Below are 26,471 nucleotides of genomic sequence, written 5' to 3' on the forward strand. Positions count from 1 at the left end.
CTGCTTGAGTTCAATTTTGAAATTACTTCAATGATTCATTCAAATTTTTTTAAGAGATTATGTGTGTACTATACTTAAACTTATTTACCCAGAGATTTTGCAGCATTATTACAAAGAGCCTACTAGTCTTTTATTAAGAATTAAAAACATGCCAATTTTTGTAAATTTCTATTTCAGTAGGCCCTCTTCGGACGCTTATAAGCTTTTACAAGTTATTTTCTGTTTTTGGAGCTGAGTCCCGTAAAGGTCAGCTCCATTAATATAATCCCCGTTAATATATTTCATTTAATCATAATGCTTCCAGAGTAGATTAAGGATTTGCTTCGGACATCCACTATTTTTATAAATATGCGGTCCCCCTGACTAAAGGTAAACTTGTTGCGAGTCTCTTCATCATCATATTTAAGATCAAAAGTGACTGAATCCCCTACTTTGAAGGCCCCAATCTCCGTGAAATTGAGGTTGCGTTGTTCGTCTCCTTTCTGAATAATAACTTTTGTCTCATTATTAAATTTAAAATTAATTGTATCTCCCCCAAGGTGCTCGATTACGAACTTGAGGGCAGTTCCACCTTGGGTTTCGTTTGAGTTTTCATCTTGGCTTTCATTTTGGCCTTCATTTTGGCCTTCATCCGGGGGTTCACTAAAGTCCGCTTTATGGGATTCAATTGCAGACTTTGAGGCATCTTCTCCGTTTACTGAAACCAAAATGACAAGATCCTGAAAATCAGCACCGGAGCTGTCCAAGTCTGTATTGCCCAGCTCAAAAATATATATAGCCTCATTTTCCTTGAGCTTGATACTACCGTTTTCAATGTACCCTTTTACAAAATCTTCAATCGAGTCCTGACCTTGAAATCCGGGGATATCAGGAACAGGGTCTCCGTTCTTAAGGACCTTCACATTTAATGGCAGAGTCGAAGTATTAACTGTAAGGATTTGTTTTGGTTTATATTCCCAGAAATATTCCCAGAAATATTCCCAGGAGCAAGCTTCGACCATTACAGGCGTATCCGCATTATAGGAAATTGGAGACTCCCAGAAGCGAGGATTTTTTCCATCGTTGATATTCCCTTCCGATACATTCGTGTAATCTCCCCAGGGATCATAAGTATAGTTCCCTAACTTAAGGCGGCAAGTAACCGGAGACTGGCCCCAGTTCCTGCTAAAAGCACAACCAAGCACAGTTGCATTGACTGTGAAGTTTTCCTTCGGTACTACCGTATTGTTGTTTATCACACTGAAATTCACGGTAAAACTCGCTTGAATACTGTGACTTGAAGATACATTATTGAAGGTATAGGTGGAAACCGGTCCAGCGGAATTTCCGTCCACCAGCACATCAAGAACTTTATGGTTTTCGTCATGTATCATACTGAAGATCTTATTGCCGCCAGCAGTCACAGAGATACTTCCCTCAGGAGAAATATTACCTCCAGACCCCGAAGAAGCCTCAATTAAATAGCCGGCTGGAGTCGTTTCATCCTGCGTTGGTGTCTCTGCGTTCTGCGTTGACGTCGTCTCATTTTGCGTAAAATTATGAGCTTCGATCAAGAGATTTGCCCTGGGTGCACTTTCCGGGATATTGGGATACACCAGTAATGCAGCAAGTAGGATGGTCACCACAACCATTAATATTTGCCCGTATACTTCTGAGACTGCCTGGCATTTCTCGCCAGGAGTCCTTGACTTTTTACCCTCCACGATAAAAATCACCTTAAAAAGATTTATTTCCTGACTATTTAGACTGCCACTCTTTGATATTAATTTAACTGTTTGAGAAAACTATTAATTTTAGGTGTTATAATGATCGATTACTCAAGGCTAAAAAGAGAAATTTTATTTATTTTGGGTTATAGAAGTCTTTTTAGTCAGCCGGTATGTTAACATTCAGGAACATGGGACTTATGACCGATCACGCTTTAGAGAAAGAGTATGAACGCAGGTTTTCAGGGTTAATCGAAAAAGTGACCCTCAAAACTGATTTTCCAGAAACTGAATAACTAGTTAATATTTTTTACTTTCTGACTTTATATAAATTCTAAAGTATTCCGAAGGAATTTAAGGATTGGAGTAATATTTTCAGCATGTTGTCACAACTATATATCAAATGTGTGGCAGTTAATGAAACGTTCAATAGAAAAAGTTCCTTAAGAATTGTCCGGGTTTTCAAAGGTTAGGAAGCATAAAACATAAAAAGTAGGAAAGACATACAGGATTTTATGAAATAAATAAGTTTCGAGACTGTTAAAAAGATAAAATTGCCTGTAAAAGCTAGAAAATGGGATGGAATTCTTATTAGAATTACTGGATTCATGTTATGGAGTTGTTTATCTTGTAGGAAGAACTTATTTCTCAATTACGTAGGATTACTTTTTTATTGTTAGCTGTACCTTATTCAGATATAAAACTCTAAATATATTTACAGATAGTTTATTCGTATAAAACTTTTGAAGGTAACGTATAAATTCTAAAAAAGGTTCTTAAAATTATGAAAGCTATTATCCTTGCAGCAGGAGAAGGGCTGCGCTGCAGGCCTCTTACTCTAACTCGTTCAAAAGTAATGCTTCCTATAGCCAACAGACCTATTTTAGAGCATGTAATAGGTTCGCTTGAAAAAAATGGAATAACTGACATTATATTGATTGTTGGATATAAAAAAGAACGCATAATGGACTATTTCGAAGACGGGCTAAACTTCGGAGTGAAAATAAAGTACGTTGAACAGAAAGCTCAGCTTGGGACTGCACATGCAATTGAGCAGGCAAAAAAATGGATTGACCCCGAGGACTCTGTATTTCTCGTGCTCAATGGAGACAACCTGGTGGAACCGAAAACTATAGCGGATCTTCTAAATAATTATGAAGGGGATGCAAGCCTTCTAACTGTTCAGATGGAAGAGACTGCAGGCTATGGTGTGGTTCTGAAAGAAAAAAAGAGAGTCACAAGAATTCTGGAAAAAAGGCCTGGAGACCTGAGCCGTATTGTAAATACAGGAATTTATATTTTTACGCCGAAGGTCTTTGAAACCATCGAAAAAACCCCGATATCCGAAAACGGGGAGTATGCAATAACCGATACCCTTCAGCTTATGATTGACGAAGGAAAAATCATTACTTCCGTCCCTACCGAATCAAAATGGCTTGATGCTGTCCATGCTTGGGACTTATTAAAAGCTAATGCCATCGTCTTAAATTCAGCCAGGGAACCGAAGCTTGAAGGGGAAATTGAAGAGGGAGTTTTCCTCAGTGGAAAGGTGGCAGTAGGAAAGAATACCAGGATTCGCTCAGGAACTTACATTGTAGGCCCTGCAGTCATAGGGGAAAATTGTGATATAGGTCCCAATGTAGTTATTCTTCCCTCCACAACAATAGGAGACAATGTATCGATCAGGTCATTTACCGAAATACAGAACAGCATAATAATGAATGACTGCAGGATATACTCTCATGGGCAGATCTCTAATTCCATAATAGGAAGCAACAATACAATTGGCTCAGGTTTCTTTGTTGAAGAAAAAGAAGGTCTATCGATCATTATGAACGGAAATATTCATCGAGCTCCCAAACTCGGCACCATCTTCGGAGACGACAACCGGATTGGGAATAGCGTACTTGTAAAGGCCGGAGTAACAATAGCTGTTGACTGCCAGGTGGAATCTGGAAACACCATATACAGGGATCTGTCCCGTCATTCGGTTGTTCTTTAACCCTATAAAGGTGGAAAAATGTGTGGAATTGTAGGATATGCAGGGGAAAACTCTGCTGCATCTGTCATCATAGAATCTCTCAAAAAACTTGAGTATCGTGGATATGATTCTGCTGGGATTTCAATTCTGGGCAGCGGAATCGATACTTACAAGTCAGTGGGCAAAATCGTAAACCTTGAAGCCACAATCCCAGAAGGAATAAGTGGCAACATCGGAATAGGGCACACCCGCTGGGCAACCCACGGAAGACCCAGCACAATAAACGCTCATCCGCATACCTCTGGAAACCCATGTAAGATCTCAGTTGTGCATAACGGAATAATAGAGAACTACATGGCATTGAAAGAACAGCTTACTGCAGAAGGATATGAATTCAAATCGGAAACTGATACCGAAGTGATCGCACACCTCCTGCATAAGCACATATACGGTAAGCCAGATGGAAGAGAAGCAAAATGCGAACTTCTTACAGGACTGCGGGAAGCGCTAAAAGAGATCGAAGGTTCTTATGCTCTTGCAGTTCTCTGTGCTGACGAACAGGGAAAACTTGTGCTTGCCCGGAAAGACAGCCCACTTGTTATAGGACTCGGCAAGGGAGAGAACTTTGCCGCATCGGACGTAACTGCTTTTTTGAATTATACAAGGGATGTAATTTTTGTAAATGACTTTGAAACCGCAGTTCTAACTCCTAACAGCGTAGAGATCTTTGACAGAGACGGAAAAGTCCGCGAAAAGAAGATAGAAAAGATCGAGTGGGACTTTGAAGCTGCCGAAAAAGCCGGTTACGAACACTTTATGCTCAAGGAAATTCACGAGCAGGTGAGTGCGATTCACAATACACTTGCAGGCAAGGTCTCGGAACTTGAAGGAAAGATAGATCTCAAAGAACTTAATATGACCGATGAAGAGATAAGGAAACTTTCAAGGGTCCAGATTCTGGCATGTGGGACTTCCTGGCACGCAGGGCTGCTTGGGAAATACCTTTTTGAGCAGCTTGCAGGAATTCATTGCGATATAGACATCTGCTCGGAGTACAGGTACAGAAGCCCGGTTATAAGTGATGGAACCCTTGCCATTGCAATCACCCAATCCGGGGAGACTGCAGATACCCTCGCAGCTGTTAGGGAAATAATGTCTTACAACTGCCCTACACTTGCTATTACAAACGTTGTAGGAAGCACTATTACAAGAGAAGCTAACAGTGTGCTCTATACCAGAGCAGGACCTGAGATTGGAGTTGCCGCGACCAAAACCTTCAGTACCCAGCTTACACTTCTTTATCTGCTTGCTGTCAAGTTCGCCCTCTCAAGAGGTAAGCTAAGTCCTGATTATGTTAAAGGATTCATTACGGGTCTAAGAAAAATACCAGGTCAGATTCAGCAGATTCTCAACCAGAAAGAAGCAGTAAAGGAATGTGCAGAGAATTTTGCTCATTCAGATAACTACTTCTTCCTCGGCAGGAACCTTAACTATCCGATTGCCCTAGAAGGAGCTCTCAAATTAAAAGAAATTTCATATCTGCATGCTGAGGGTTTTGCCGCAGGCGAACTTAAACATGGACCGATTGCGCTGCTTGAGAAAGGGACGCCTGTAGTTACTATTGCAACAAAAGGGCAGACTTACGATAAGGTGCTGAGCAATATAAAGGAAGTAAAAGCCAGGGATGCGACGGTTATCGCAGTGGCCGATAATAAAGACACCGAGATCGGAAAATATGCGGATGTTGTTCTTACAATACCTCCGAGTAGCGAATTGCTTTCTCCGTTGCTCAGCGTTGTAGTCCTCCAGCTGCTTGCTTATTATACTGCTCTTGCTCGTGGGTGCTCGATTGACAAACCACGCAATCTTGCAAAAAGTGTCACAGTTGAATAATTAAATGCCCGAAAATTTAAAAATTAAAAAACAAGATAATTTAGAGAAAAAAACTTTAGAAAATTTCGGAATGGGATATATGAAACTCTTCGGATCTTCAGGAATAAGAGGGATAGCAAACAAAGAAATTACGCCCGAACTTGCACTTAATGTAGGGCTTGTACTTGGAAGCCGAAAAAAAACTGCAGTTATCGGGAGGGACCCCAGAGTTTCGGCCCCTATGATCGAGCATGCCCTGATTGCGGGAATGACTGCAACAGGGTGTGCTGTCACAGAAATAGGCCTTGTATCTACCCCAACCCTGGCATATGCATCCAGAGAATACGAATGTGGTGTAATGGTTACAGCCTCCCACAACCCCTCAGAGTATGTAGGGATCAAGCTCTGGAACCCTGATGGCATGGCCTTTGACTCGGCGCAGCAGGAAGAGATCGAAAAAGCGATTGAAGATGCGGACTTTTCCCTGGTTCCCTGGAACCTGATAGGCAAGTTCGAAGAAGACGGAAATGCTATCCGGGCCCATATGAATATGATCAAAAAGCTTGTAGGAAGTTCCAGCCTGAAAGTTGTACTGGACTGCGGATGCGGAGCGGGAGGAACAATTACACCCTATCTCCTCCAGGAGCTTGGTTGTGGGGTAATAACCCTGAACGCCCAGCCTGACGGCCACTTCCCTGCGAGAAACCCTGAGCCAAACGACGAAAACCTTTCCATGCTCAAAAAAGCCGTTGTGGATTTCGGAGCCGATCTTGGAATTGCACATGACGGTGATGCGGACAGGATGATGGCAGTGGACGAGAAAGGCAATTTTGTTTCAGGAGATGAAATGCTTGCAATTTTTGGGCTGTATGAGTGCAGCGGTAAGAAAGGAACAGTCGTCGTGCCTGTGGACACATCAATGATGGTTGGGGATTCTCTTAAGGGTTCGGAGATTGTGAGGACAAGAGTCGGGGACGTTTACGTCGCAGAGGGCATAAAAAAGTGTGGTGCTATCTATGGAGGCGAGCCATCAGGAAGCTGGATTTTCCCGAAGATTTCCTACTGTCCGGATGGGATTTATGCAGCCGCAAAACTTGTTGAGATTGTCAAGGAAAAGAAGTTAAGCAAGCTTCGAGAAGAGCTTCCCAGGTACGCCACAAAAAGAGGAGCCCTTCCCTGTGCAAATGACAAAAAAGCAGAGTTTATGGAAAAAGTTAAGGCTAAACTCGAGCCCATGGGAAAAGTCCTTGATATCGACGGTATTCGCGTGGAAATGGACAATGGCTGGGTACTTATCCGCCCCTCGGGAACAGAAGCAAAAGTTAGAATCACAGCTGAAGCCCGGGAAAATGTTGATGAGATTTTCGAGATGGCTGAAAAGCTAGCAAAGGAGGCACTTAAATGAAAGCGGTTGTCCTTGTGGCAGGCAAAGGCACAAGGATGGAACCTCTAACTTCCGGCTGTCCTAAAGTTATGCTCCAGGTTGCAAATAAGCCAATCCTCGAACATATACTCAATTCAGCCATAGAAGCAGGCATTGAAGGCTTTGTCTTCATTACTGGTTATCTCGAAGAGCAGATCAAAGAGTATTTCGGGGACGGAAGCAAATGGGGAGTAAGCATAGAGTATGTACAGCAGAAGGAGCAGTTAGGGACTGCAAATGCAATAGGCTGTGCAAAAGGCTATGTTGATGGAGCTTTCCTTGTACTTAACGGAGACATGCTCATAGGAAAGGAGGACTTAAAAGCCCTGGTCTCAAGGACAGAGGAAGCTGTCATCTGCGTAAAAGAAGTGGAGAACCCGTCGGATTTTGGAGTGCTTGAAACTGAGAATAATAGAGTTGTCAGGATAATAGAAAAACCTAAAAATCCTCCTACTAACCTTGCAAATGCCGGAATATATCTCTTCAGGGAATCTGTTTTTGACTTTATTGACAGAACCCAGGCTTCAGTGAGAAATGAATTTGAGATTACGGACTCCATCCAGATGTTGATCGATAGTGGAGCAGCCGTGGGTTACAGCCCTCTCGGAGACAGATGGATAGATATAGGGTATCCCTGGGACCTCCTGAAAGCAAATGAGTACCTCCTGAAAGACCTTAAGAGCAGCTTTGAAGGTACCGTGGAACCGAATGCTACGATAAAGGGAGAGGTTGTAATCGGAAAAGGCACTCTTATCAGGAACGGTTCTTATATCGAAGGCCCGGTGATAATAGGAGAGAACTGCGATATCGGCCCTAATTGTTTTATCCGTCCTTCTACTGCAATCGGGAACCATGTCAGGGTGGGAAATGCTGTAGAGATAAAAAATACGATTATCATGAAAGATACTCATGTGGGACACCTGAGTTATGTTGGAGACAGCATTATCGGGCACCGCTGCAACTTTGGAGCTGGTACGAAGGTTGCAAACCTCCGCCATGATGGAAAAAACATAAAATTAATGGTAAAAAGCAGGATTCTTGACTCGGGCAGGAGAAAACTCGGAGTGATTATGGGAGATGACGTGCATACCGGTATCAATACAAGTATAAATATCGGCACGATAATGGAAAAAGGAAGATATACATATCCTGGAGAGATTGTCAAACATTAACCTTTGATACTAAGGAATGATAAAAATATAACTTCAAATTCTCGGCTCTTCGTCATTCCCTGTGGATAAGATGATTTTCAATTCGAAACCGAACTGGTTTTTATGAAGACATTATGAGTATAGCCACACAAAACAACGAAGAGCCAAATTTTCATTTTGGGAATTGATCTATAGAGGCTGTCTTAAAATTCAAATCATTTACATTCGTCATCAGTTAAGATACGCTCTGTTAAAAACGTGTTACTATTATCCTGTTTTTCTGTAAACCTGTAACGTAAATCAAGATGCGTAGATAAATGTAGTAGTATATCGATTCTCAAATATATACATAATAAGAAAATAAATACAGCTTATGACGCAAATATTATTTTAAAGTCACATGGAATTTTGTAACACGGAAAACGCAGCCTGTCGCATAGTGATTCTATCTGGATATTACAACTACGGAAAGCACGGAAAGCACGGAAGAAACACGCCTTTACTACTGATTTGCGTGTCTTCCGTGCTTTCAGTGGTTTTTAAAAAATTCATTTTTGACATACTTTGGAATCGATGCAGTAGTCATGTTATGGTTAACTGATCCCTTAACCGAAGACGCATGAAATCATTTTACAATTGGATGATAGGCAACGTTCCGTTTAAATTCATATTACGCACTCGATGTATAAAATCAAATACAATAAACATCATGGTTTAAATTTTCGTTTTGGACATTAGCAGTTTGACACTCCGTTTATCAATTCAAATGCATAAGTCCTATCCCAATTATAGAACCAAATTTAATTTTACGACGCTCTCTCTGAGAATAGACAAAACTTTCCAGCTTTATTCTAACAGATTTTTTAAATTTATCTTTAAAAAATCTTTCCCGGCCTGTCTTCGTTTATGGCTCTGACCCTTCTGAGCAATACAGGATGGGTTGAAAACAGATTGGTAGTCCAGACCCAGAAACCTTCAGGACTTATTGTGGCTTCAAGGTATTCCTCATAATCAACAACTTTGTAGAGGTGTTCGCCTGCTGAAAGAACTATGAGTCCTTTTTCGCCTGAAGGGACAAGCCGAATTGCAATTCTGTCCGAGGTATATTCCCTTGCCCGGCTCAGGGCAGTCCATAAAAAGTCCTTGAGGACAGGCACAAAAGCAATTGGAAAGATAGAAAGATTGTAGAGCAGGGTCACATGGCCTGCCTTTATGTGGGCCAGCTCATGAGCAACGATAAACTCAAGTGAATCAAAATCTCCTTCTCTATATGCGACCTCAACTATATCCGCGTAAAAAACCACATAATTTTTTCGGAAGTACAGCCGGGTAGCAAACGCATTTAACAGTCCGCCTTCCTGGATTAAAAAAGCATCCGGAACTTCTTTAAAGTTCAGTTCATGAGAAAGGCGTTTTATGATTTCATAGAGTTCAGGAAACTGCTTTTCTGAAAGCTTGATCGCATTTGACATCATTCCTCCGTAGGTCTGCCCGGAAACAAATGAGAGAAAAGCAATCGCTGCCGGAACTACCAGTATATATTCAGGTCCCAGTTCTTCAGGATATAAAAGCGGAACTGTCATTAGTGTGACATAAATAAAAATACTGATCAGCAGACAGATAACAAAAAGAGGTATTTCGGCAGGATGTCTGAGATTTCTTACTTCGCTGTCTAGCAAGTTATTCTTTCCTCTACTTTTTCTAAAGATTGAAAATACATTATTAAGTTAAGTAAAGAGTATATTACATAGTAATTACATATTAATTTTATTAACAAAGATGGCGTTAGGCCTCATGAAACATATCTAATCCTTTCATTCTCATGAAGCTCAAGCAAAAGAACCATGTAGAGAAAAGGAGATTGAGATATGGAGAAATCCTTTCTTTTTTAAAAAGTAGCCAGGAGCAAAAGTAAAGAAATTATTATTTTGCCGTTAACAACCGTTTTTACCATTGACTTATCTATTGCGATGTCTCCTTTCCCTTAAAATAAAAAATTATTTCAGTATGATTAAATTATTATTGTTTTGCACGATTTCGAGAGAAAATCTGAAGACCAGAAAATAATAAAAAGTCTTATTAATTAACAGAATCTGTCAAATTTAAGGTTATTCGCTAATCGATTAACCCTTCTTTAAATTTGGAATTAAATTTGAAGAGAGTACTTTTAAACTGCCGTATTAAGCGCAATACGGATTATATGTAGTACTCAACATAGAAACGGTAAGCAACCTGAACTTCTTCGAGCTCCCTGGTTTCCAGTTCAAAATCAGACTGGCTGGTTTTGTAAATCTTATCTCCAACATTCTTAAAGGTGACTTCACATTTTATATTTTCTGGAAGTTGAGCCTCAAAGCTGCTACATTTATTACGGATTCCCATGACAAGCTTTTCGATTTCTGCGGTACTGAAGACTTTTTTCTTTATAGGTACGTAATTTACCTCAACTATCAGTTCTTCTTTGCTCGTTAAGTCTGCCCAGAAGCCGGAAAGTTCGGTTCCTTCTATCCTGTAGTCCTGAAGCTCAAAACTTCTCGTGATTGTATTCTTCATTTTACCTTCTTCCATATGCGTAATTTAGAAAGTGGATATATATAAACTATCTTAAAAACAAAGCAGATTCTTAAGAACACAGTTATTCTTTATTACATCAGGAACTTACATCAGGAACGCAAAGGATCACGAATACCCGTTCCTTCAAGTAGGGAATGAAGTGACCTCTTTCCTCTTTGTTTTTCTCTTCAAAAGCGCATAAGATTCCTCGAATAACAGGCACAAACAAATGAAAGTACTTTTCACCTCACCCTTCTTTGACTATCGGCATCGTCATTACCTTGGGTAGTAATGGTGCCCTAATTTTGGTTTTTTGAAATTTTGCCAAAATTAACGAAAAAGCGTTAAAAGCAAAAAATTGCATAAGGTAACTTAGTTAATCAAAAAATTACATCTAATGCCTGTAAAATAGCATTGCAAAATGTAGATGGATATAGAGGTCAGTGATAAAAGCCTAATTAAAGATACCTATTGATAAAATATTAGCATTTTATGCGAGTTTCTTTTAGAACTTGAGTAAAAAACACAAATAGTAGTTACATGTTGAAAATTTAAATAAGGCATTTTTTTATTACACAACTACAGTAGTTCCGAATAACCCAAGTTCCGAATGCTGAATTTAGAACATTAGTAACTAATTAGAATTAGCCGAAAAAAAGTTTTATTAGATCATGGAATTTATTTTTAATGCCAACAAAAAACGATTCCATGACCACAGATACAGCCAGCTTGCTGGCTGTATCATCTGAATTGATTAGCAAATATAATATAATAACTTTGCCAGAATCTGCAAATTATGAATGTCAGGACACTTTAAACATATTGCTGCATGCCGCAACATCCTCTACAGACTCTCTTGAATCTGCAAGTAATGATTTGCAAAGAAAAAATCCTGACTTAAGAATACCTTCAGCAGATACTATTTTCAATTACATCAAAGAAAATAAAATTGAAGATATTCTTTCCTCTTTTAGAAAAATGAATCTTGAGCTTTTCAAGATGATGAAACTTGAAAACAATATTCATGATATAGCTATTGATTTTCATGACATTTCGTATTATGGAGACAAAAATACTCCTGGTATTAGAGGAATAAAACTAAAGAATGGTAGTTCATGGGGTAAATCGTTCTGTACTCTTGATATAATTGGAACTTCTCACTTAACACTTGACGTAATAGACATCAATAGTTTGAACAAGAATTATTCTCTTTTAATCGAATCTTTATTCAAAAGACTTAAAAACGATAGGTGTTAAAAACAGGAACAACATACCTTGATAAAGAATTTTTTAACACAGATGTAATTTCAAAGTTGGATGAACTTAAAGTCAATTTTGGTTATAGCAGCTAAATCGACTCAGGTTATCAATAGAGAACTTAAAAATCATCAAAAAGAGTATGGAAATACTTCGACTATTTTTGAATATCGATTCCAGAAAGGAGGACCTTCTTTCAATGTTGTGGCAATATATAATAATAAAAAGAAAAAGTATCTTCTGTTTGCTACAAACAAAAAAGCAGAATCAATTGAGAAATTTGAAAAGATGATTCCTGAAGAATATAGAAAACGATGGAATATAGAAACTGGGTATAGAGTGAAAAACGAGTTCAAGATACGATCATGTACAAAATCTCCAGTAGCAAGAGTATTGTTCTTTATTATTCAATGCATCATGTACAATGTGCTAAATATGCTAAAGTCAGTTCTAGAAATTACAGCTTATGAGCTAAAATCATTAATAAATGAAGACATAAAAAAAGTTGTAAGATATGGACTAAGGTCGCTGAATTTTATTCCTGTTAGTGTGTTACTGGATTGTTTGAGATGGGTCAATGAAGAAAGAAATCGAGTGCTACGCACTCGATTAACTATAATATAACTCATCTCAAATTAAAATTTAAGAACCTAATAGCGTATGCTATAAAATTACTCAATGTGATCTGATTTTTTGAAAAATGTAAGTGAAAGTTATAGCTTAAGAATTTTAATATCTGATCAATAATATAGTCTACTTTGAAAATTAATGGATAAAATGTAAGTTCAATTTGTTTTTACCATTCGGAAGTCAGTCTGATCGGAACTACTGAACTAAAAGGTACTATAATTAAAATTATTGGCAGAAAAATTCATTAAATTGAATTCAAACTGCTTTGAACAAATTTTTTGGTAAAATATATATTATTATCTAATATTATTGAAAACGAAGATATTTTATAAAAAACAGTGAACCTCAAATAAATAATTATTTAAAGCCCGCCCGCAGGCGGGAACTTGAAATTGATTGAAATTACTCTGCCGGAGCTTCTGCTGCGGCTTCGAGACCGAGAAGAGCTTTTATGGATTTGCTTCCGTACTCAACGACTTTTGCATTTATCTGGACAATGTCATGAGCAATTTCCTTGCCGCGGACCATCTTTCGCCTGCGCTGCCCTGGATGTTTAGGGGTATACCCCACACCTACTGCCATCAGAATTCTCTGTCTTCTGGGGCCTGGAAGGTCGGGTTTCATAACAAAACCGCTGCCATCACAGCCGCCTGTGATCTTGACTTTGTAGCCGGACATACCGAAAATTGAACCATCAACAACGTTGCCTATTGACTTTCCGATTAATGCATTTGCTTCAGCGTCTTTTACATCGACCTGGTAAGCACGCCCTTCCTTTGGGTCAGAAACTACAACTTTGAAATTAGCCATGTGAAATCCTCCAATATCAAATTTACTTTTAATAATTCCTTTGCCTTGCCTCTTCATCCGAGACTTAACCCGGATTTTCCTGAATTTTTACCTGAGCTTTCCGTGCATTCAGAACATAATTTCTGAATATAATTGCGCACTTGTAAGCATTATTTTGCCCAGAACGGATTATCTTTTCTTTTCAGGGAAAGAAAAATATCAAGAGTTTCCTTTTCATCGGTTGAAAGAGAATCGTAGATCTCGTGCTCAAGAACTTTGGCATGCCTTTCAGGCACATTGATATAGAGCACGTCTTCCTCTTTGATCTGCCTGCCTACGGTTGCACCGTCAATTGCCATTGCAACCTCTTTGCCTACCCCTGCAGACGGGATATTCTCTCCTTCGATCTGCAGGCCTTTGATCTTGCCTACAACGTTTCCGTTCTCAAGCATCACATCGGCATTTGTCCGCACGACTCCACCAAGCACTCTTACGCCAACAACTGCTGGTTTACTCTGACGGAATATGCAACCTGGAAGGATTTTGAATTTTCCCGGACGGATTATTGTTTCAAAAATCTTCTTTTCAGCCTGTTCCTGCTGCTCTTTTACATATTTTTGGTAATCTTCAACCAGACGATAAATCACGTCACTCGTGAATACCTTCACAGTGCTTTCCTGCAGGAAATCTCTGGCGTCAGGGTGAACTTTGACATTGAAACCTATAACCACGGAATAGAGAGGATCTTCAACCGTCGAAGCCTCAATTGCATCCCGGTGTGAAATATCTCCTACTTCGGCTTTCCTGATAGGCACATCATCTTTCTGGAACTCATGGACAAGGGCTTCAAGGGAGCCAAGTGTATCGGCTTTGATCATAATCCCGACTGAACCAGTATCAATCCTGACCTCATCGATCTCGGATTTTACCTGGGCTGCAATCTCGTCAAGAGTCTCTTCGGTAGCAACCCTTATTGGAGAGCCTGCAAGTGCACCTTCAAGGCCGGGAGCCGAAATCTTTACTCCAGCCGCAGCAGTAACCTTATTCACCTGCTTGAACTTGCTCTCATAACGCATCTCAGAAAGTTCCCTTGGCTTTAAGAGAGCCCGGACCTTTGTCTGAATTGGTTTTCCCAGGCTTCCAATAACAACCGTATCGCCCTTTTTCAGAGTGCCGTCATAGAGAATAACATCAAGCGTTGCACCAAGTCCTTTTTCTTCCTTGACCTCAAGCACAGTGCCAACTCCAGGACCTTTTGCACTGTAATGCAGGTTTGCTTCAAGGAATTTCTGGGCCAGACCAAGAAGCACCATCAGGACATCAGGAATTCCTTCGCCTGTCATAGCACTTACAGGAACTACACCCAGGGTTTTCTGGAAATTTGTAACCCTGTCATACCGTTCTGCTGCAAAGCCCTGGTTGTATAATTCACCAATTACCTCGTAGAGCTTTGTTTCAAGCCGGGCCTGGACGTCTTCGGACTGTTTTTTGAAAGTGGCCGCAAAAGGCAGATCTTTTTGTGAGACCCAGCCGCCAATCCTGTCAATCTTATTCGCAACAACAACAAAAGGAGTTTTGAACCGCTTTAAGATCTGCAGGCTTTCGTAGGTCTGGGGTTTGAAGCCTTCGTTTATGTCCACTACAACGATTGCAAGATCTGCAAGAGCGCCTCCCCTGCTCCTAAGAGTTGTGAAGGCATGATGTCCAGGTGTATCGATAAAGAGCAGTCCTGGCACTATGAACCTATCCCGAAGCCTTGGGTCCCCAAGCTTGTTGATAATTACATCTATTGGGACTTCAGTTGCCCCGATATGCTGGGTGATGGCACCGGCTTCTCCACTGACAATTGCAGTACCCCTGATCTTGTCCAGGAGAGTCGTTTTCCCGTGGTCGACGTGCCCCATCACGCAGACTATAGGAGTCCTCAAATTTTTCTTGTCGGCCATATGCAAAACCTCTCTCATTCCCGCGTCTTATTTGCTGCAGGTCCAGAAGGGTCCGGGTTTACCCTGACGGACCCATATTGCAGGTCGGATGAACAAAGGCCTTGAATCGTGCCCTGAAGTTTCAGGAACGAGAAAAGGCTTTGATGCACCTGCTTTATTCGTACAAACAGACCTCGTCGATCCTGGAATAGTTCCCGATTTCGGAGTCCTTAAAGTGAATTGCAATTTCCCTTGCAGCAGCTTCTGGGGAATCGGAAGCATGAACTACATTTCTGCCTACATCCAGAGCAAAATCCCCACGGATTGTACCGGGAGCCGCATCTACAGGATTTGTAGCCCCGTTTATAGCCCTCATGACCCGAATTGAATCTTTTCCTTCAACTACCATTGAAACTGAAGGTCCCGACGTTATGAATCCGACAAGGCCGGGGAAGAAAGGCTTGGCTGCATGTTCACTGTAATGCTCTTTTGCAGTAGCTTCACTGATAACGTTCATCCTGAGGGCAACGATCTTCAGACCTCGCTTCTCGATTCTGGAAATTATCTCTCCTACCAGCCCGCGCTGGACTCCGTCAGGCTTTACCATAACGTATGTCTGTTCCATATGAACACCTTAATTATCCGAACAAATAAACTGACAATTCTTATGCTTTCTTCAACTGGATTTTGCCTTTCTCAGTCCATTCGGTACGCCTTGGAAGCCTACCCAGGTTGAAGTTATTCATACACTTGGAAGAGTGCATGTAATAGGTAGAACCGTCTTTCTTGACGTAGAGCTTGCCGGTTCCGGGCTCCAGCATTTTCCCGCAGAAATAGCATTTTCTCTGTTCCATAATCTCACCGCTTTCTTATCTGGTGGTCAGTTTCTTTGCTTCTCTTGAGGTTTCAAGAAGCATCAGGATGTCACCTACGCGGACAGGGCCAACGCAGTTTCTTGTAATAACACGGCCCTTATCCCTGCCTTCCAGAACCCTACACTGGATCTGGCTGGCTTCACCATGCATACCTGTATTCCCGATAACGTCAATAACCTCAGCAGCAAAGCCGCCGGTTGTGCTTTCATCAGCCATAATTAGCACCTCATGTTATCAGGATTATTTAAGGGCTTCAAGTTTCTGGGCAATGTCCTGGATCATTTCACCTGCTTTTCCTGCATCTACGATTGCGACAGTTGCGCAGGACACACCAAGCCCACTGGCTGCACCAAGTTCTTTCTGGTTTTTGATGAAGATGTAAGGTGCTTTCTTTTCCTCGGAAAGTGGAGCGATGTGAGCAACAATTTCGGCAGGCTCGATATCTTCTGCGATCAGAACGAGCTTTGCATTTCCTCTTTCGATTGCTTTTGTGGCTTCATTGGTGCCCTTTTTAATCTTTCCAGTATCTCTGGCAAGCTCCAGAGCTTCAAGTGCTTTGTTTGTAAGTTCTTCTGGAACGTCGAATTTAGCTAATTGTGCCATATAATATTCTCCTTCGAAATTGCGAGTATCGCAATTTTTCATCAATCATAGGTTTTTAACACACATCTGTCAACATTGAAATCAAATCTTAAATCGAAACCGTATAGACTTCAATGCGGAGAGTAAATGAGTTGAAATATAGATACTGCTAGCTAAATGCTGCAGATCGAACCTTACAAGTACATGATCACCTATAAACTTTCTGCTTGAAAACATGAGTCATAGACCAAAAGCAGAAGTAGATCGATAAGAAATTCATATATATAAGGCTATTTTCAATTCCAGGATAAAAAATGAACTAATACGTCATGGTTATAAGGAATGTAAGAAATTTTGATCTCATGGACACAATTTACTATGAAGCTCATAAAAATCTCTATATTAATCTTACAAACCGCTGCAGTGCAGACTGCGTCTTTTGTATCCGTAATTTTGCAGACGGGGTTTACGGATATGACCTGAGGCTTTCAAGAGAACCGACAACAGAGGAAGTTATAGGAGCCCTTGAAGGACTGGACCTTTCAAAATACAGAGAAATCGTATTCACAGGCCTTGGAGAGCCAACAATCAGGTTTGATGTAGTGCTGGCAGTAACCCGCTGGCTGAAAAGCCGGAATATTCGAGTAAGGCTAGATACTAATGGACAGGCAGCCCTTATAAATCCGGGAAGATATGTGGTCTCAGAACTGAAAACCGCAGGTCTAGACTCTGTTTCCGTAAGTTTGAATGCCGAGTCCGAAGATAAGTATAACAAACTCTGCAGACCGATTCATAAAAATGCTTATTCTGCAGTACTTGATTTTGTTAAGGAAGCAAAGAAGGCAGGAATCAGTACAAGGGTTACAGTAGTTAATGTGCCCGAAGTTGACCTGGAAAAATGTAGAAAGCTTGCAGAGGAGCTGGATACAAGCTTCCACATAAGGACTTTATCCGAAGCTGCAAGCAAAGAAATCTGAAAACTGTTAAAAGTTAAAATACTTAAGAAATAACGACTTAAGAAGTATAACTTGAAAAGTATAACTTGAAAAGTATAACTTAAAAAGTATAACTTAAAAAGTATAACTTAAAAAGTCTGACTTAAAAAGTATAACTTGAAAAGTTTAACTTAAAAAGTATAACTTGAAAAGTATAACTTGAAAAGTTTAACTTAAAAAGTATAACTTGAAAAGTTTAACTTAAAAAGTCTAACTTAAAAAGTCTAACTTAAGAAGCCCAGATACTTAAGATTCGAGAAAGATTGATCCGCTCTATAGTTGAAAGTTGATAGATTTGGGAAATTACATAACTGAATTATAAAATTGAAATTAAATAACTGAAATTCATTTATGTTCGATTAATATACGAAATGTATAGTCACGAGGCTAAATAATGCAACTGCCCAATGAGGTACAATGAAGTTTTTTGTTGCAAAAATTACAGGCGTGACTATAAGTGATGTATTATTTTGTAGTGATTTATGTACTTAGAACCACGAAATCTACATCCTTTGTAAATTTGAGTAGCCATTTTGAAGTTAACCTCTTCTTTAACCGAACACAAAGAAAGAAGAACCTGAAACTATGAAGAGAATCTTGACATCTGAATCTGAAAGTTCCGTGTAGATACAAATTTGAGGGTATAGCATGGATAGAACAACAGGTAAAGAGCAAATCTTCCGCCTATTGCCCAAGTATGATATGGAGCACGCATTGAGGACAGCCTGGGATAAAAAGGCGTCAATCTTCAGCAAAGGATTGGTAAGTTTAATCTCGCGCCCTAAACCAGAAGAAATTAAAATCACGGATCAAAATTACTTATATGAGCCTTTCTGGCATATCAAATGCAATGTGCACTACGAGTATGATCGCACACGCGATTATAACTTTTCGATCCTCGATCCCGAAGTTAAGAGTGTGACGATCGATGGTAAGGATTACTCAGTAGCGACCACATCGCGACAGTTCACTATTATGGGGATTGAACACTGTATAACAGAAGGCAGTAAAGAAGTTATATTCGATGCTGTGAGCAGACAAGAAAAACAGGATTGGGAGAAATATTTGCTCTTTGAGAAAGAGTCAGTGAGTGATGTACCCGAGCTTTCCACTGATGGAAGCACCTATGTGTCGCCAGAAATGCTTCCAAAAGCTGCGGTACAGCAAGTATTCTCCTCTTTACCTCAACCAATCAGGCCTGATACAACTCCTGAAGAAAAAAAGGATGTCAGCATAGTGAATCTTTATTTTCGGCCAGTCTACGTCTTCGAATATAAGTGGGAGAGAAATGGCAAAACAGCAGTTGCTGAATTCGATGGCTTAACTGGGGAGATGACCTTCGTTGGGGACATTACATTGCGCCAGAAGATCGAGAAGGTAATGACCCGCGATCTTTTCTTTGATATAAGTACAGAAGCAGCTAACCTGGTTATCCCTGGTAGTGGTATTGCAGTTAGGGTTATTAAGGAAGTGGCAAAAAAATAATGAATAAAGGTTGTCTCAAAACTTTTCCTGGTTGTACATTTGGGTCATAAAAATCACCAATATTGATCTTCCTTAAACGTAGTATTACATAATACATAAGAACTAGTATCTATTCAGCGTAGGAAAAACAATCTCAATAGGCATCTTCTTAAATATAAAATGGACAAAATTCTATTGCCTAATTTTTCATAACTGTTGCTATTGATCGTGCTTTTCGGTTTTATACAGTTGGTAATTCTATGCTTATGAAACCTTAAAATCAATATCATTCGGCCTATTTTTTGTACGCTGAATAGATACAAGAACTATAGTTATAAAGAAAATCAATTACAGTGTTTCTTATGTTCAAAAAGAATGAGCCACTTCAGGAAAAACACTTTACGGCTCTTCTTTATTTTATAGAGGCAGTTTGAAATTTAACTTTCCTAATTTCAGATAAATCATTGTGATAATGAAATTATGGATAAATTCCTGAACTGCAAATTTGAAATTATATTTTTATCATTCCTAAATATATTTTTACGACGCTCTCACTATAAAGGAGTCATTTAAGGAATGACAAAAATATAAATTCAAATATATTCATTGCCTAAAGCTAATTCTGTTTTAACTGATACAACCAGAAAGGACTTTACTTAAATGCTACGCAAAAAATACCCTGAAGAAACAGAAAAGCAAATGAAATCATTTTTTGATTCTTTGAATGAGAGAGACAGAAGGAGATACGCAGCCATAGAAACAATGAAGTTAGGTCATGGCGGACAAAAGTATATAAGTAGTGTAATGAGCTGTCATTTTCAAACTATCATGGCTGGAATTAATGAAATCACTAATGGTATAGAAACTCCAGATAACAGGATTCGAAAGCCTGGTGGAGGTAAAAAGAAAATCATCGACAATGTGGAAAATATAGATGAAGTTTTCTTTGAGATCTTAAAAGATCATACTGCTGGAAGTCCTATAGACGAAGAAATAAAATGGACAAACCTCTCCCTTAAAGATATTTCAAATGCTTTCAAATCGAGAGATATGAATATATCACCATATGTAGTAAAGCAGCTATTGAAGAAACATGGTTTTGTAGAAAGAAAAATGACTAAAGCTGTCACAATGAAAGACTGTAAAGACAGAAACAGGCAATTTGAGAGAATTAAAGAGCTGAAAGAAGAGTACTCTAACAGCGAAAATCCGATTATCAGTATAGATGTTAAAAAAAGAATTCATAGGTAATTTCTACCGAGACGGAAAATTTTATTGTACTGGACCGGTAAAAGTATATGATCATGACTTCAATACATTTTCAAATGGTGTCGTAATTCCACATGGCATATACGACGTGAAACTTAATGAAGGCTATATCACTTTAGGAACCAGTAAGGATACGAGTGAATTTTGTTGTGACTGTATTAAATACTGGTGGGAAAATTACGGCAAGGAAAATTACCCCAGTTCATATAGCATTTTGGCTTTTGCAGATGGTGGTGGAAGCAACTCAAGTAGACATTATATTTTCAAGGAAGATTTACAAAAGCTGGTAAATGAAATTGGAATTGAAATTCGAATGGCTCATTACCCACCATACACTTCGAAATATAACCCAATTGAACATAGGTTATTCTGCCATGTAACGGCTGCCTGTAAAGGTGCCGTTTTCAGCAATATTGATGTGGTTAAAAGTCTGATTGATAAGACTTCGACATCAACAGGATTGAAAGTGTTTTCGACTATCAAGGATAAAGTTTATGCGACAGCAAGAAAAGTAAGTGAAAACTTCAAGAAAAATATGAAAATTGTATTTGATGATTATTTGGGAAAATGGAATTATAGAGTAATTCCAGAAGTGAAAACTTGAAGTTATATTTCAAACGTTCCTAAGGAGTTATCTGAGCAAGAATTTTTTACTGTTATGAAAATATTACCGCAATAATATATTAGAATATCAATATATTATTAAGAGAAAAAACATATTAAAATGTAATGTTTAATATTTTTAAACAGACAATAGTAAATAATTAATTAAGAACAGATTAACTGTTCGTGATGCATCCATCCAATCGGCTGGAGATCTAACCCTTCCAAAATTAAGTCCTGTTTTTTTCCTGCCCATTTGCCAGAATACTGATATATTTAAATCTAAGAAACCATGTACCATTATTATTCATACCAGTCTTCTCTTTTTTCATCCAATATTATTAAAATAAAACATATAAATATATAAATCAGCCGGTAAAGCCTCACTAAAATTGAAAGCCGGATGAAAAAACATCCAGTATCCGGAATAATTTCAGATTTAACGTTTGAGGATTTGGAATGAAATCGAATAAGATATGTGTGAAGTTGCTAGTACAGAAACAATTATTCCTACAAATATATATATGATTGTAAAATAATAGCTCCGGGATATATTAATCAAAACAGAGAAATATTCTTGACATAGCATCAATATAACACAAAAAAATAAACAAGTAAACATAAATCTAATGGGAGTGGGAGTAATGAGACAAATTACGGCATTAATCATGGCACTGGCATTATGTATTATTGCGATGCCTGCTATAGGGGGAGCAGCGTCCCTGGGAGATGATGACGACATCTGGATTGCTATCTCTCCTACGGAGAGCCATCCGGCTCTTGTTGACAGACCGGCAGCTGTATTACCGTCAATAGGTTCATACCGTATTAGGGTGGCAGTGTACAGCAATCCTTACCAGGAAGTTACATATGACGGCACTAATCCTTTCGATGTTACTTTACTAGATGAAGATACGGTGAGGCTTCAAATCCCAGGCGGTACAAGTGTAAAGCCTTATACAGTGCATAAGGAGAGCACCGAGAAATATACATACATATTCATGGTACGTGATTTCAAGGGAGCACTTAATTCAGACGTCACTAAACTGATCTTCACTGCAACAGAAATAGATGGAGTTACTACCCATCAGGGAAGTGGCGCAGTGAAAATAACTGATGCAGCAAAGGGCAACGGTGGCAATGGCGGCAACGGTGGTAATGGCGGTAACGGTGGTAATGGCGGCAACGGTGGTAGAAAATAAAATCCCTTTGTTTCTGGAATAATTCCGGAATGCCCCCATAGAAGGTTACAAAACACTGAAGCATTTCAATATAAATTTTGAGCTAAAAAATAGACCGAAAATATATAAAAAATGATTAATGTGAGATATATAAGGGGAATAACAGATCATAAAAATTTGCAGGTTATCCTTGAATATATTTCACTGTTTATATTTATATAACGTATAGAAATAAACTAACCGATAATCCTATTTTCGAAAAATGTCATTTAAAGTCGCAGACCTCATCTTAATATGGCAAAGATTTTTTCAGGCAGCTCATCACGGTTTTCCTCATTAACTATAAAAACCTCGAATTCTTTCCTTATCCTCTGAGCCAGCTGGTTACTGCTTGACCGATGCAGCACTGCAAGAACCGGTTTATCGGATTCCAGGACTACCTCAACTGCCGAAACAAAAGCTTCGGATTTTAGCTCCATCGGCCCGACCTCATCGATAACTATAAGATCACATTCCAGGGCACTCCTGAGAGCATTTGCCCCGATATTTTCAAGGTCTTCCAGGTTGACGTGATATTTCCCAACTCTCGGCCCGCGTCCTCTAATGCTGCCCAGAATTCCGGTTTTTCCTGTAGCAAGGTCCCGTATCGAAAAACCTTCTCTCTTTCCTTCTTTCCGGATTTCGGAAGTCTGGATGCCTCCTATTTTGAAGCCAGGCTGGTCGGCAAGTTTTTCAGCAGCTCTTGCCACAACTGTTGATTTTCCAATACCCGGACTGCCGGTTACTGCTATTCTCAACATGGTATTTTTCGTCCCCCTTGTTATCCCATTTCCCAGAAAAATAGAACTTGATTTTACTTAAATTAGCCAGCAGTGAGGTTTTACGTTGACTATAAAATGATTGCAGGATATACTGGAATATACATCGAAAGCTTCAATTAATCTAAATTTAGTAAATATATATGGAAATATATATGGAGTTGAAATTATGACCACAGACCAGGAGATTCTTGCCAGACTACAGGAGATAGAGAAGAAAATGGAAAAGATGGAAGCTTCACTCGAAAATATTAACAATATCCTGAAAAAGGTCGAGCAAAATACCTATTTTGGGTGCTATATGCCGGAGGAGAAGCCGGAGTGAAGAGATAAAGAGGAATAAATTTTTAGATTTTACATATAATTTTACAGATGATTTTACAGATGATTTTACAGATGATTTTACAGATTTTACTTTTTTCGACGCTCCTCTGTTAATCATTTGATGTTATTCTGAGGCAACAAAAAAGCGTATCAAGGTTTATTGTTTCTCACCGAGGCGCGGCTGGAACTAATTGGCTTTGATCGAATGAAAACTGAAATCTCTCTCGCTATGAAAGAATTGAGGTAAAATCTCAATTTTTTAGCAGTTGGCGGCCTTTTTTTCGACTTTAGCATGAACTCATTTTTTCATTATGAGCTCTATTAATTCTACATTTTCGTAAAAAATACTTTCTTTTTTATATTTATAGTCACTTCTGACAATAAAAACAAAACTATAAATTTGATAGTTTCTAATTTTTGTTACTGAGAAGGTGTTTTTTTGTGGACTATTATTCCCTGGACCTGCGAGTATCAAAAGGACCTGAAGGTTCCTACAACCAGTATACAGCTTCAATTCTTGAAAATGGAGATGCTAAAGCCACCCAGAACTTTGAACTCCGGCGCGATCTGAAACTTATTCAGATGCTGGACCGGATTGAAGAAAAAGTTATTATTCCCAAACCGCAGCCTGAAGAGACAACTCATATCGAATTTGGAAAAATGCTGTACGATACTGTATTTTCAGGTGAACTGGGAGAGTACTTCAACAAACGTCTTAACGAAGGCCAGGACAAAAATTGCGGACTCAGGATTTCAATGCAGTTTGCTGAAGATATTCCTGAAATTGCAGCTTTGCCCTGGGAATACCTGCACAACGGAGAAGACTTTTTAATCACCAGAAGGAGCATTTTGCTCTCAAGGCTTCCACCTGAAGTAAAGAAAAACGAATCTCAACCTCTTGATTCCATTCTCCGAATGCTGGTAGTAATCTCAAGTCCAGATGGTCCCGGAATTTCACCATTAAACACTGAAAAAGAGCAGGAAATTATTCTGGAAGCCCTGGACAAACTCCAGAAAGACCAAAAAATTAAGGTAGATTTTACAGAAGACGCCACTTTTGAAAACGTCCAGGGTTACCTGAATGAGCAAAACTATCACATTGTTCATTTCACAGGGCACAGAGTAAGCAGAAACGGCAAAGGACACCTTGTATTTGAATCCGAAGATCGAACAGCCAGACTCATAGATAATAAAATCCTTGCAGACCTTTTTACAGACATGGGCATAAAGCTTGTTGTGCTCAGCTCCTGTGAATCAGCCAAAGGCTCGAACAAAGAAGCTTTCGGTGACCTTGCCAGTATGCTTTCGAAGCAAAGAATCCCGGCTGTAGTAGCCATGCAATATTCGGTACTTGATGACGTGGCAATCCAGTTTGCATACACTTTTTACAGGACGATTGCAAGCGGAAAATCGGTTGATGTTGCACTCAAAGAGGCCAGAATTGCGATGAAGGATTCGGAAAAGAGCAATGGATTTGACTTCGCAACTCCTGTTCTGTATCTTTCAGACTGCAACTGCGTCCATACAGGAAAAATAAAACCGGAACCTTCTGAATTCGAGTTCAAACCCAATAAACTGTCAGATTTGCTGGATTTGCCAGTGATGAATAAAGGCTTCGTTGCCAGGAAAAAAGAGCTTCGAATTCTGGAAAAAGGCTTTAGATCCGATGTAAAGCGTGCTGCTATTATTCATGGTTTTGGAGGTATGGGAAAAACCGTTCTTGCAACCCGACTTGCGCTAAAAATGAATGAATATTTTGACGGAAATTTTGGGATGAAGTGCACTTCAACCACCCGACCTGAAGATATCCTGAACAAAATTAATAGCTTTTTAATGATGAACGGAAGATCTGAACTTAACCAGGTTCTTAATCAGCCTGAACCACTTGAAATTAAAACCTCCAGACTGGTAAACATACTCAACCAGTTTCGTTTCCTGATAATCCTTGACAACTTTGAAGATTGCCTGGACGAAGACCGAAAAGACATTGAAAACCCCGAACTCAAGGCATTCATCCGACATCTTCTGAATAATACAATCAGCAATACAAAATTCATCATAACAACCCGTTACGATTTTGATCCTCTGGAAGGCAGGCTGCCTGAAAGCATTGAACATATTTCCCTTCCTGAACTCCATTTCTCGCAGACCAACTGGCTGATGAACAACTATACGGAGTTAGCAGATCTGGATATTCCGAAAAAGAAGCAGATATACGATGTAATAGGCGGACATCCCTGGACGGTGGGGCAGTTTGCTAAACGTGCTTCGGTTCAGGGCGTGGACAGTTTAATGCTGGACTTGAAGCCCTTGAAAAAGGAACTTATGGAGTTTACCCTGCTGGAGAAATCTTTCTCAAAACTTGACTCAGATGCTAAAAAACTTCTTCTTTATGCTTCTATTTACGGAGAAGCCGTTCCTGAAGAAGCATTATCGTGGATTATAGGAGACGAAAAAGACGAAAGCTCCTCTATCGTAGAGCCCCTGCAAAAACTAATCCAGTGGGGTTTGATCTCAAAAGAAAAATATGACCAGACTGTCTACATGGAACATACAATAGTCAGAAATTTCGCTCAAGATAAGCTGAAACAAGATAAGCTGAAACAAGAAGGACTGGACAAAAAGAAGCTTCTCATCAGGGCTGCCAAATATTACGAAAATCTGGTATCTCAAACTGGAAGTCTCTGGGATTATCTGAAAGCACGAGACTACTACTTCGAAGCAGAAGATTGGAAAAGGGCAAACGAAATTGTAGAAAATGTCTCAGACCTTATGATCTGCTGGGGACACATTGAACTTGCAATGAACCTGTTAAATGATTCTATCAACACGACATCAGGAGATACGAGAACAAACGCTGAATATACCCTTGCGACGATTTACTACCGCCTCGGAGACCTAAATACAACATTAAAAATATATAATAACATAAAATATAAATAGGAGGAAAGGGGGGATAATAGGGGGGTTGCAGTTGTACTTCATGCAATTGGAATGATTCATCAGGATCAGGGCAACTACGAAGAAGCAGTGAAAAAGTATAACCAGTCCCTGAAAATGAAAGAAGAGCTGG

The 26,471-nt window shown here is 39.4% G+C and carries 19 protein-coding genes and 3 pseudogenes; 12 read left to right on the plus strand and 10 right to left on the minus strand.

Annotation, left to right across the window (positions count from 1 at the left end):
• Nucleotides 1–281 precede the first annotated feature (281 nt).
• Nucleotides 282–1,703: a type IV pilin gene (locus MSVAZ_RS10210; RefSeq protein ID WP_048120715.1), complete on the minus strand. Its 1,422-nt coding sequence runs from the start codon at nucleotides 1,701–1,703 to the stop codon at nucleotides 282–284.
• A 787-nt stretch (nucleotides 1,704–2,490) separates the two neighbouring features.
• Here MSVAZ_RS10210 and glmU (MSVAZ_RS10215) point away from each other — a divergent pair.
• The 4 genes from glmU (MSVAZ_RS10215) to glmU (MSVAZ_RS10230) all read left to right on the plus strand — a co-directional run bounded on the left by glmU (MSVAZ_RS10215) (nucleotide 2,491) and on the right by glmU (MSVAZ_RS10230) (nucleotide 8,154).
• On the plus strand, nucleotides 2,491–3,708 hold the full coding sequence (gene glmU, locus MSVAZ_RS10215) for a bifunctional sugar-1-phosphate nucleotidylyltransferase/acetyltransferase (RefSeq protein ID WP_048120717.1): 1,218 nt from the start codon (nucleotides 2,491–2,493) through the stop codon (nucleotides 3,706–3,708).
• Between the two features lie 18 nt (nucleotides 3,709–3,726).
• Complete coding sequence (glmS, locus tag MSVAZ_RS10220; RefSeq protein WP_048120719.1) at nucleotides 3,727–5,580, plus strand: glutamine--fructose-6-phosphate transaminase (isomerizing); 1,854 nt, start codon at nucleotides 3,727–3,729, stop codon at nucleotides 5,578–5,580.
• Between the two features lie 79 nt (nucleotides 5,581–5,659).
• Entirely contained in the window at nucleotides 5,660–6,964 is a 1,305-nt protein-coding gene (gene glmM / locus MSVAZ_RS10225; RefSeq protein WP_048123887.1) for a phosphoglucosamine mutase, read from the plus strand.
• Nucleotides 6,961–8,154: a bifunctional sugar-1-phosphate nucleotidylyltransferase/acetyltransferase gene (glmU, locus tag MSVAZ_RS10230; protein ID WP_048120723.1), complete on the plus strand. Its 1,194-nt coding sequence runs from the start codon at nucleotides 6,961–6,963 to the stop codon at nucleotides 8,152–8,154. The genes glmM and glmU (MSVAZ_RS10230) overlap by 4 nt, the downstream gene beginning before the upstream one ends.
• Before the next feature lie 854 nt (nucleotides 8,155–9,008).
• Here the strand turns inward: glmU (MSVAZ_RS10230) and MSVAZ_RS10235 are convergent.
• Complete coding sequence (locus MSVAZ_RS10235) at nucleotides 9,009–9,812, minus strand: M48 family metallopeptidase (protein WP_052725412.1); 804 nt, start codon at nucleotides 9,810–9,812, stop codon at nucleotides 9,009–9,011.
• Nucleotides 9,813–10,329: 517 nt separating this feature from the next.
• Complete coding sequence (locus MSVAZ_RS10240) at nucleotides 10,330–10,701, minus strand: hypothetical protein (protein ID WP_048120726.1); 372 nt, start codon at nucleotides 10,699–10,701, stop codon at nucleotides 10,330–10,332.
• Between the two features lie 672 nt (nucleotides 10,702–11,373).
• On the opposite strand from MSVAZ_RS10240, the pseudogene MSVAZ_RS19525 reads away from it, so the two are divergent.
• A pseudogene (locus tag MSVAZ_RS19525) lies at nucleotides 11,374–12,567 on the plus strand (ISH3 family transposase).
• A gap of 408 nt (nucleotides 12,568–12,975) precedes the next feature.
• Here the strand turns inward: MSVAZ_RS19525 and MSVAZ_RS10250 are convergent.
• From MSVAZ_RS10250 to rpl7ae, 6 genes are all read right to left on the minus strand, one after another.
• On the minus strand, nucleotides 12,976–13,383 hold the full coding sequence (locus MSVAZ_RS10250; RefSeq protein ID WP_048123889.1) for a 30S ribosomal protein S6e: 408 nt from the start codon (nucleotides 13,381–13,383) through the stop codon (nucleotides 12,976–12,978).
• 149 nt (nucleotides 13,384–13,532) lie between these two features.
• Complete coding sequence (gene infB, locus MSVAZ_RS10255; RefSeq protein ID WP_048120728.1) at nucleotides 13,533–15,308, minus strand: translation initiation factor IF-2; 1,776 nt, start codon at nucleotides 15,306–15,308, stop codon at nucleotides 13,533–13,535.
• Between the two features lie 154 nt (nucleotides 15,309–15,462).
• On the minus strand, nucleotides 15,463–15,912 hold the full coding sequence (gene ndk, locus MSVAZ_RS10260) for a nucleoside-diphosphate kinase (protein ID WP_048120730.1): 450 nt from the start codon (nucleotides 15,910–15,912) through the stop codon (nucleotides 15,463–15,465).
• Between the two features lie 40 nt (nucleotides 15,913–15,952).
• Nucleotides 15,953–16,141, minus strand: coding sequence for a 50S ribosomal protein L24e (locus MSVAZ_RS10265; RefSeq protein WP_048107264.1), 189 nt, complete (start codon nucleotides 16,139–16,141; stop codon nucleotides 15,953–15,955).
• A gap of 15 nt (nucleotides 16,142–16,156) precedes the next feature.
• Complete coding sequence (locus tag MSVAZ_RS10270) at nucleotides 16,157–16,378, minus strand: 30S ribosomal protein S28e (protein ID WP_048107265.1); 222 nt, start codon at nucleotides 16,376–16,378, stop codon at nucleotides 16,157–16,159.
• A 24-nt stretch (nucleotides 16,379–16,402) separates the two neighbouring features.
• Nucleotides 16,403–16,765: a 50S ribosomal protein L7Ae gene (rpl7ae, locus tag MSVAZ_RS10275; protein WP_048120732.1), complete on the minus strand. Its 363-nt coding sequence runs from the start codon at nucleotides 16,763–16,765 to the stop codon at nucleotides 16,403–16,405.
• Nucleotides 16,766–17,073: 308 nt separating this feature from the next.
• Here rpl7ae and MSVAZ_RS10280 point away from each other — a divergent pair, with 308 nt between their 5' ends.
• The 4 genes and pseudogenes from MSVAZ_RS10280 (at nucleotide 17,074) to MSVAZ_RS10295 (ending at nucleotide 22,277) form a co-directional block, all read left to right on the plus strand.
• Nucleotides 17,074–17,721, plus strand: a complete 648-nt coding sequence (locus MSVAZ_RS10280) for a TatD family nuclease-associated radical SAM protein (protein ID WP_048120734.1) — start codon at nucleotides 17,074–17,076, stop codon at nucleotides 17,719–17,721.
• 720 nt (nucleotides 17,722–18,441) lie between these two features.
• A complete protein-coding gene (locus MSVAZ_RS10285) occupies nucleotides 18,442–19,224 on the plus strand; it encodes a hypothetical protein (RefSeq protein ID WP_156151040.1) in 783 nt (260 codons plus the stop codon).
• Between the two features lie 807 nt (nucleotides 19,225–20,031).
• Nucleotides 20,032–21,076: pseudogene (locus tag MSVAZ_RS21830) on the plus strand (ISAzo13 family transposase).
• A gap of 634 nt (nucleotides 21,077–21,710) precedes the next feature.
• A complete protein-coding gene (locus MSVAZ_RS10295) occupies nucleotides 21,711–22,277 on the plus strand; it encodes a hypothetical protein (protein ID WP_157206066.1) in 567 nt (188 codons plus the stop codon).
• A gap of 263 nt (nucleotides 22,278–22,540) precedes the next feature.
• On the opposite strand, the gene MSVAZ_RS10300 is transcribed toward MSVAZ_RS10295, so the two are convergent.
• The gene (locus MSVAZ_RS10300) at nucleotides 22,541–23,056 is read right to left on the minus strand and encodes an NTPase (protein ID WP_048120740.1); all 516 of its coding nucleotides are present in this window, start codon (nucleotides 23,054–23,056) and stop codon (nucleotides 22,541–22,543) included.
• A gap of 187 nt (nucleotides 23,057–23,243) precedes the next feature.
• Between MSVAZ_RS10300 and MSVAZ_RS20325 the strand changes: the two genes are divergently transcribed.
• From MSVAZ_RS20325 to MSVAZ_RS21565, 3 genes and pseudogenes are all read left to right on the plus strand, one after another.
• Nucleotides 23,244–23,399 (plus strand): hypothetical protein, encoded by a 156-nt coding sequence (locus MSVAZ_RS20325; RefSeq protein WP_157206067.1) that lies wholly within the window; start codon nucleotides 23,244–23,246, stop codon nucleotides 23,397–23,399.
• Between the two features lie 440 nt (nucleotides 23,400–23,839).
• The gene (locus tag MSVAZ_RS10305; protein WP_048120742.1) at nucleotides 23,840–26,341 is read left to right on the plus strand and encodes a CHAT domain-containing protein; all 2,502 of its coding nucleotides are present in this window, start codon (nucleotides 23,840–23,842) and stop codon (nucleotides 26,339–26,341) included.
• Nucleotides 26,342–26,377: 36 nt separating this feature from the next.
• Nucleotides 26,378–26,464 (plus strand): annotated as a pseudogene (locus tag MSVAZ_RS21565) (tetratricopeptide repeat protein); the annotation flags it as partial.
• Between the last annotated feature and the right edge of the window lie 7 nt (nucleotides 26,465–26,471).

Source organism: Methanosarcina vacuolata Z-761, assembly GCF_000969905.1.
Lineage (GTDB): Archaea > Halobacteriota > Methanosarcinia > Methanosarcinales > Methanosarcinaceae > Methanosarcina > Methanosarcina vacuolata.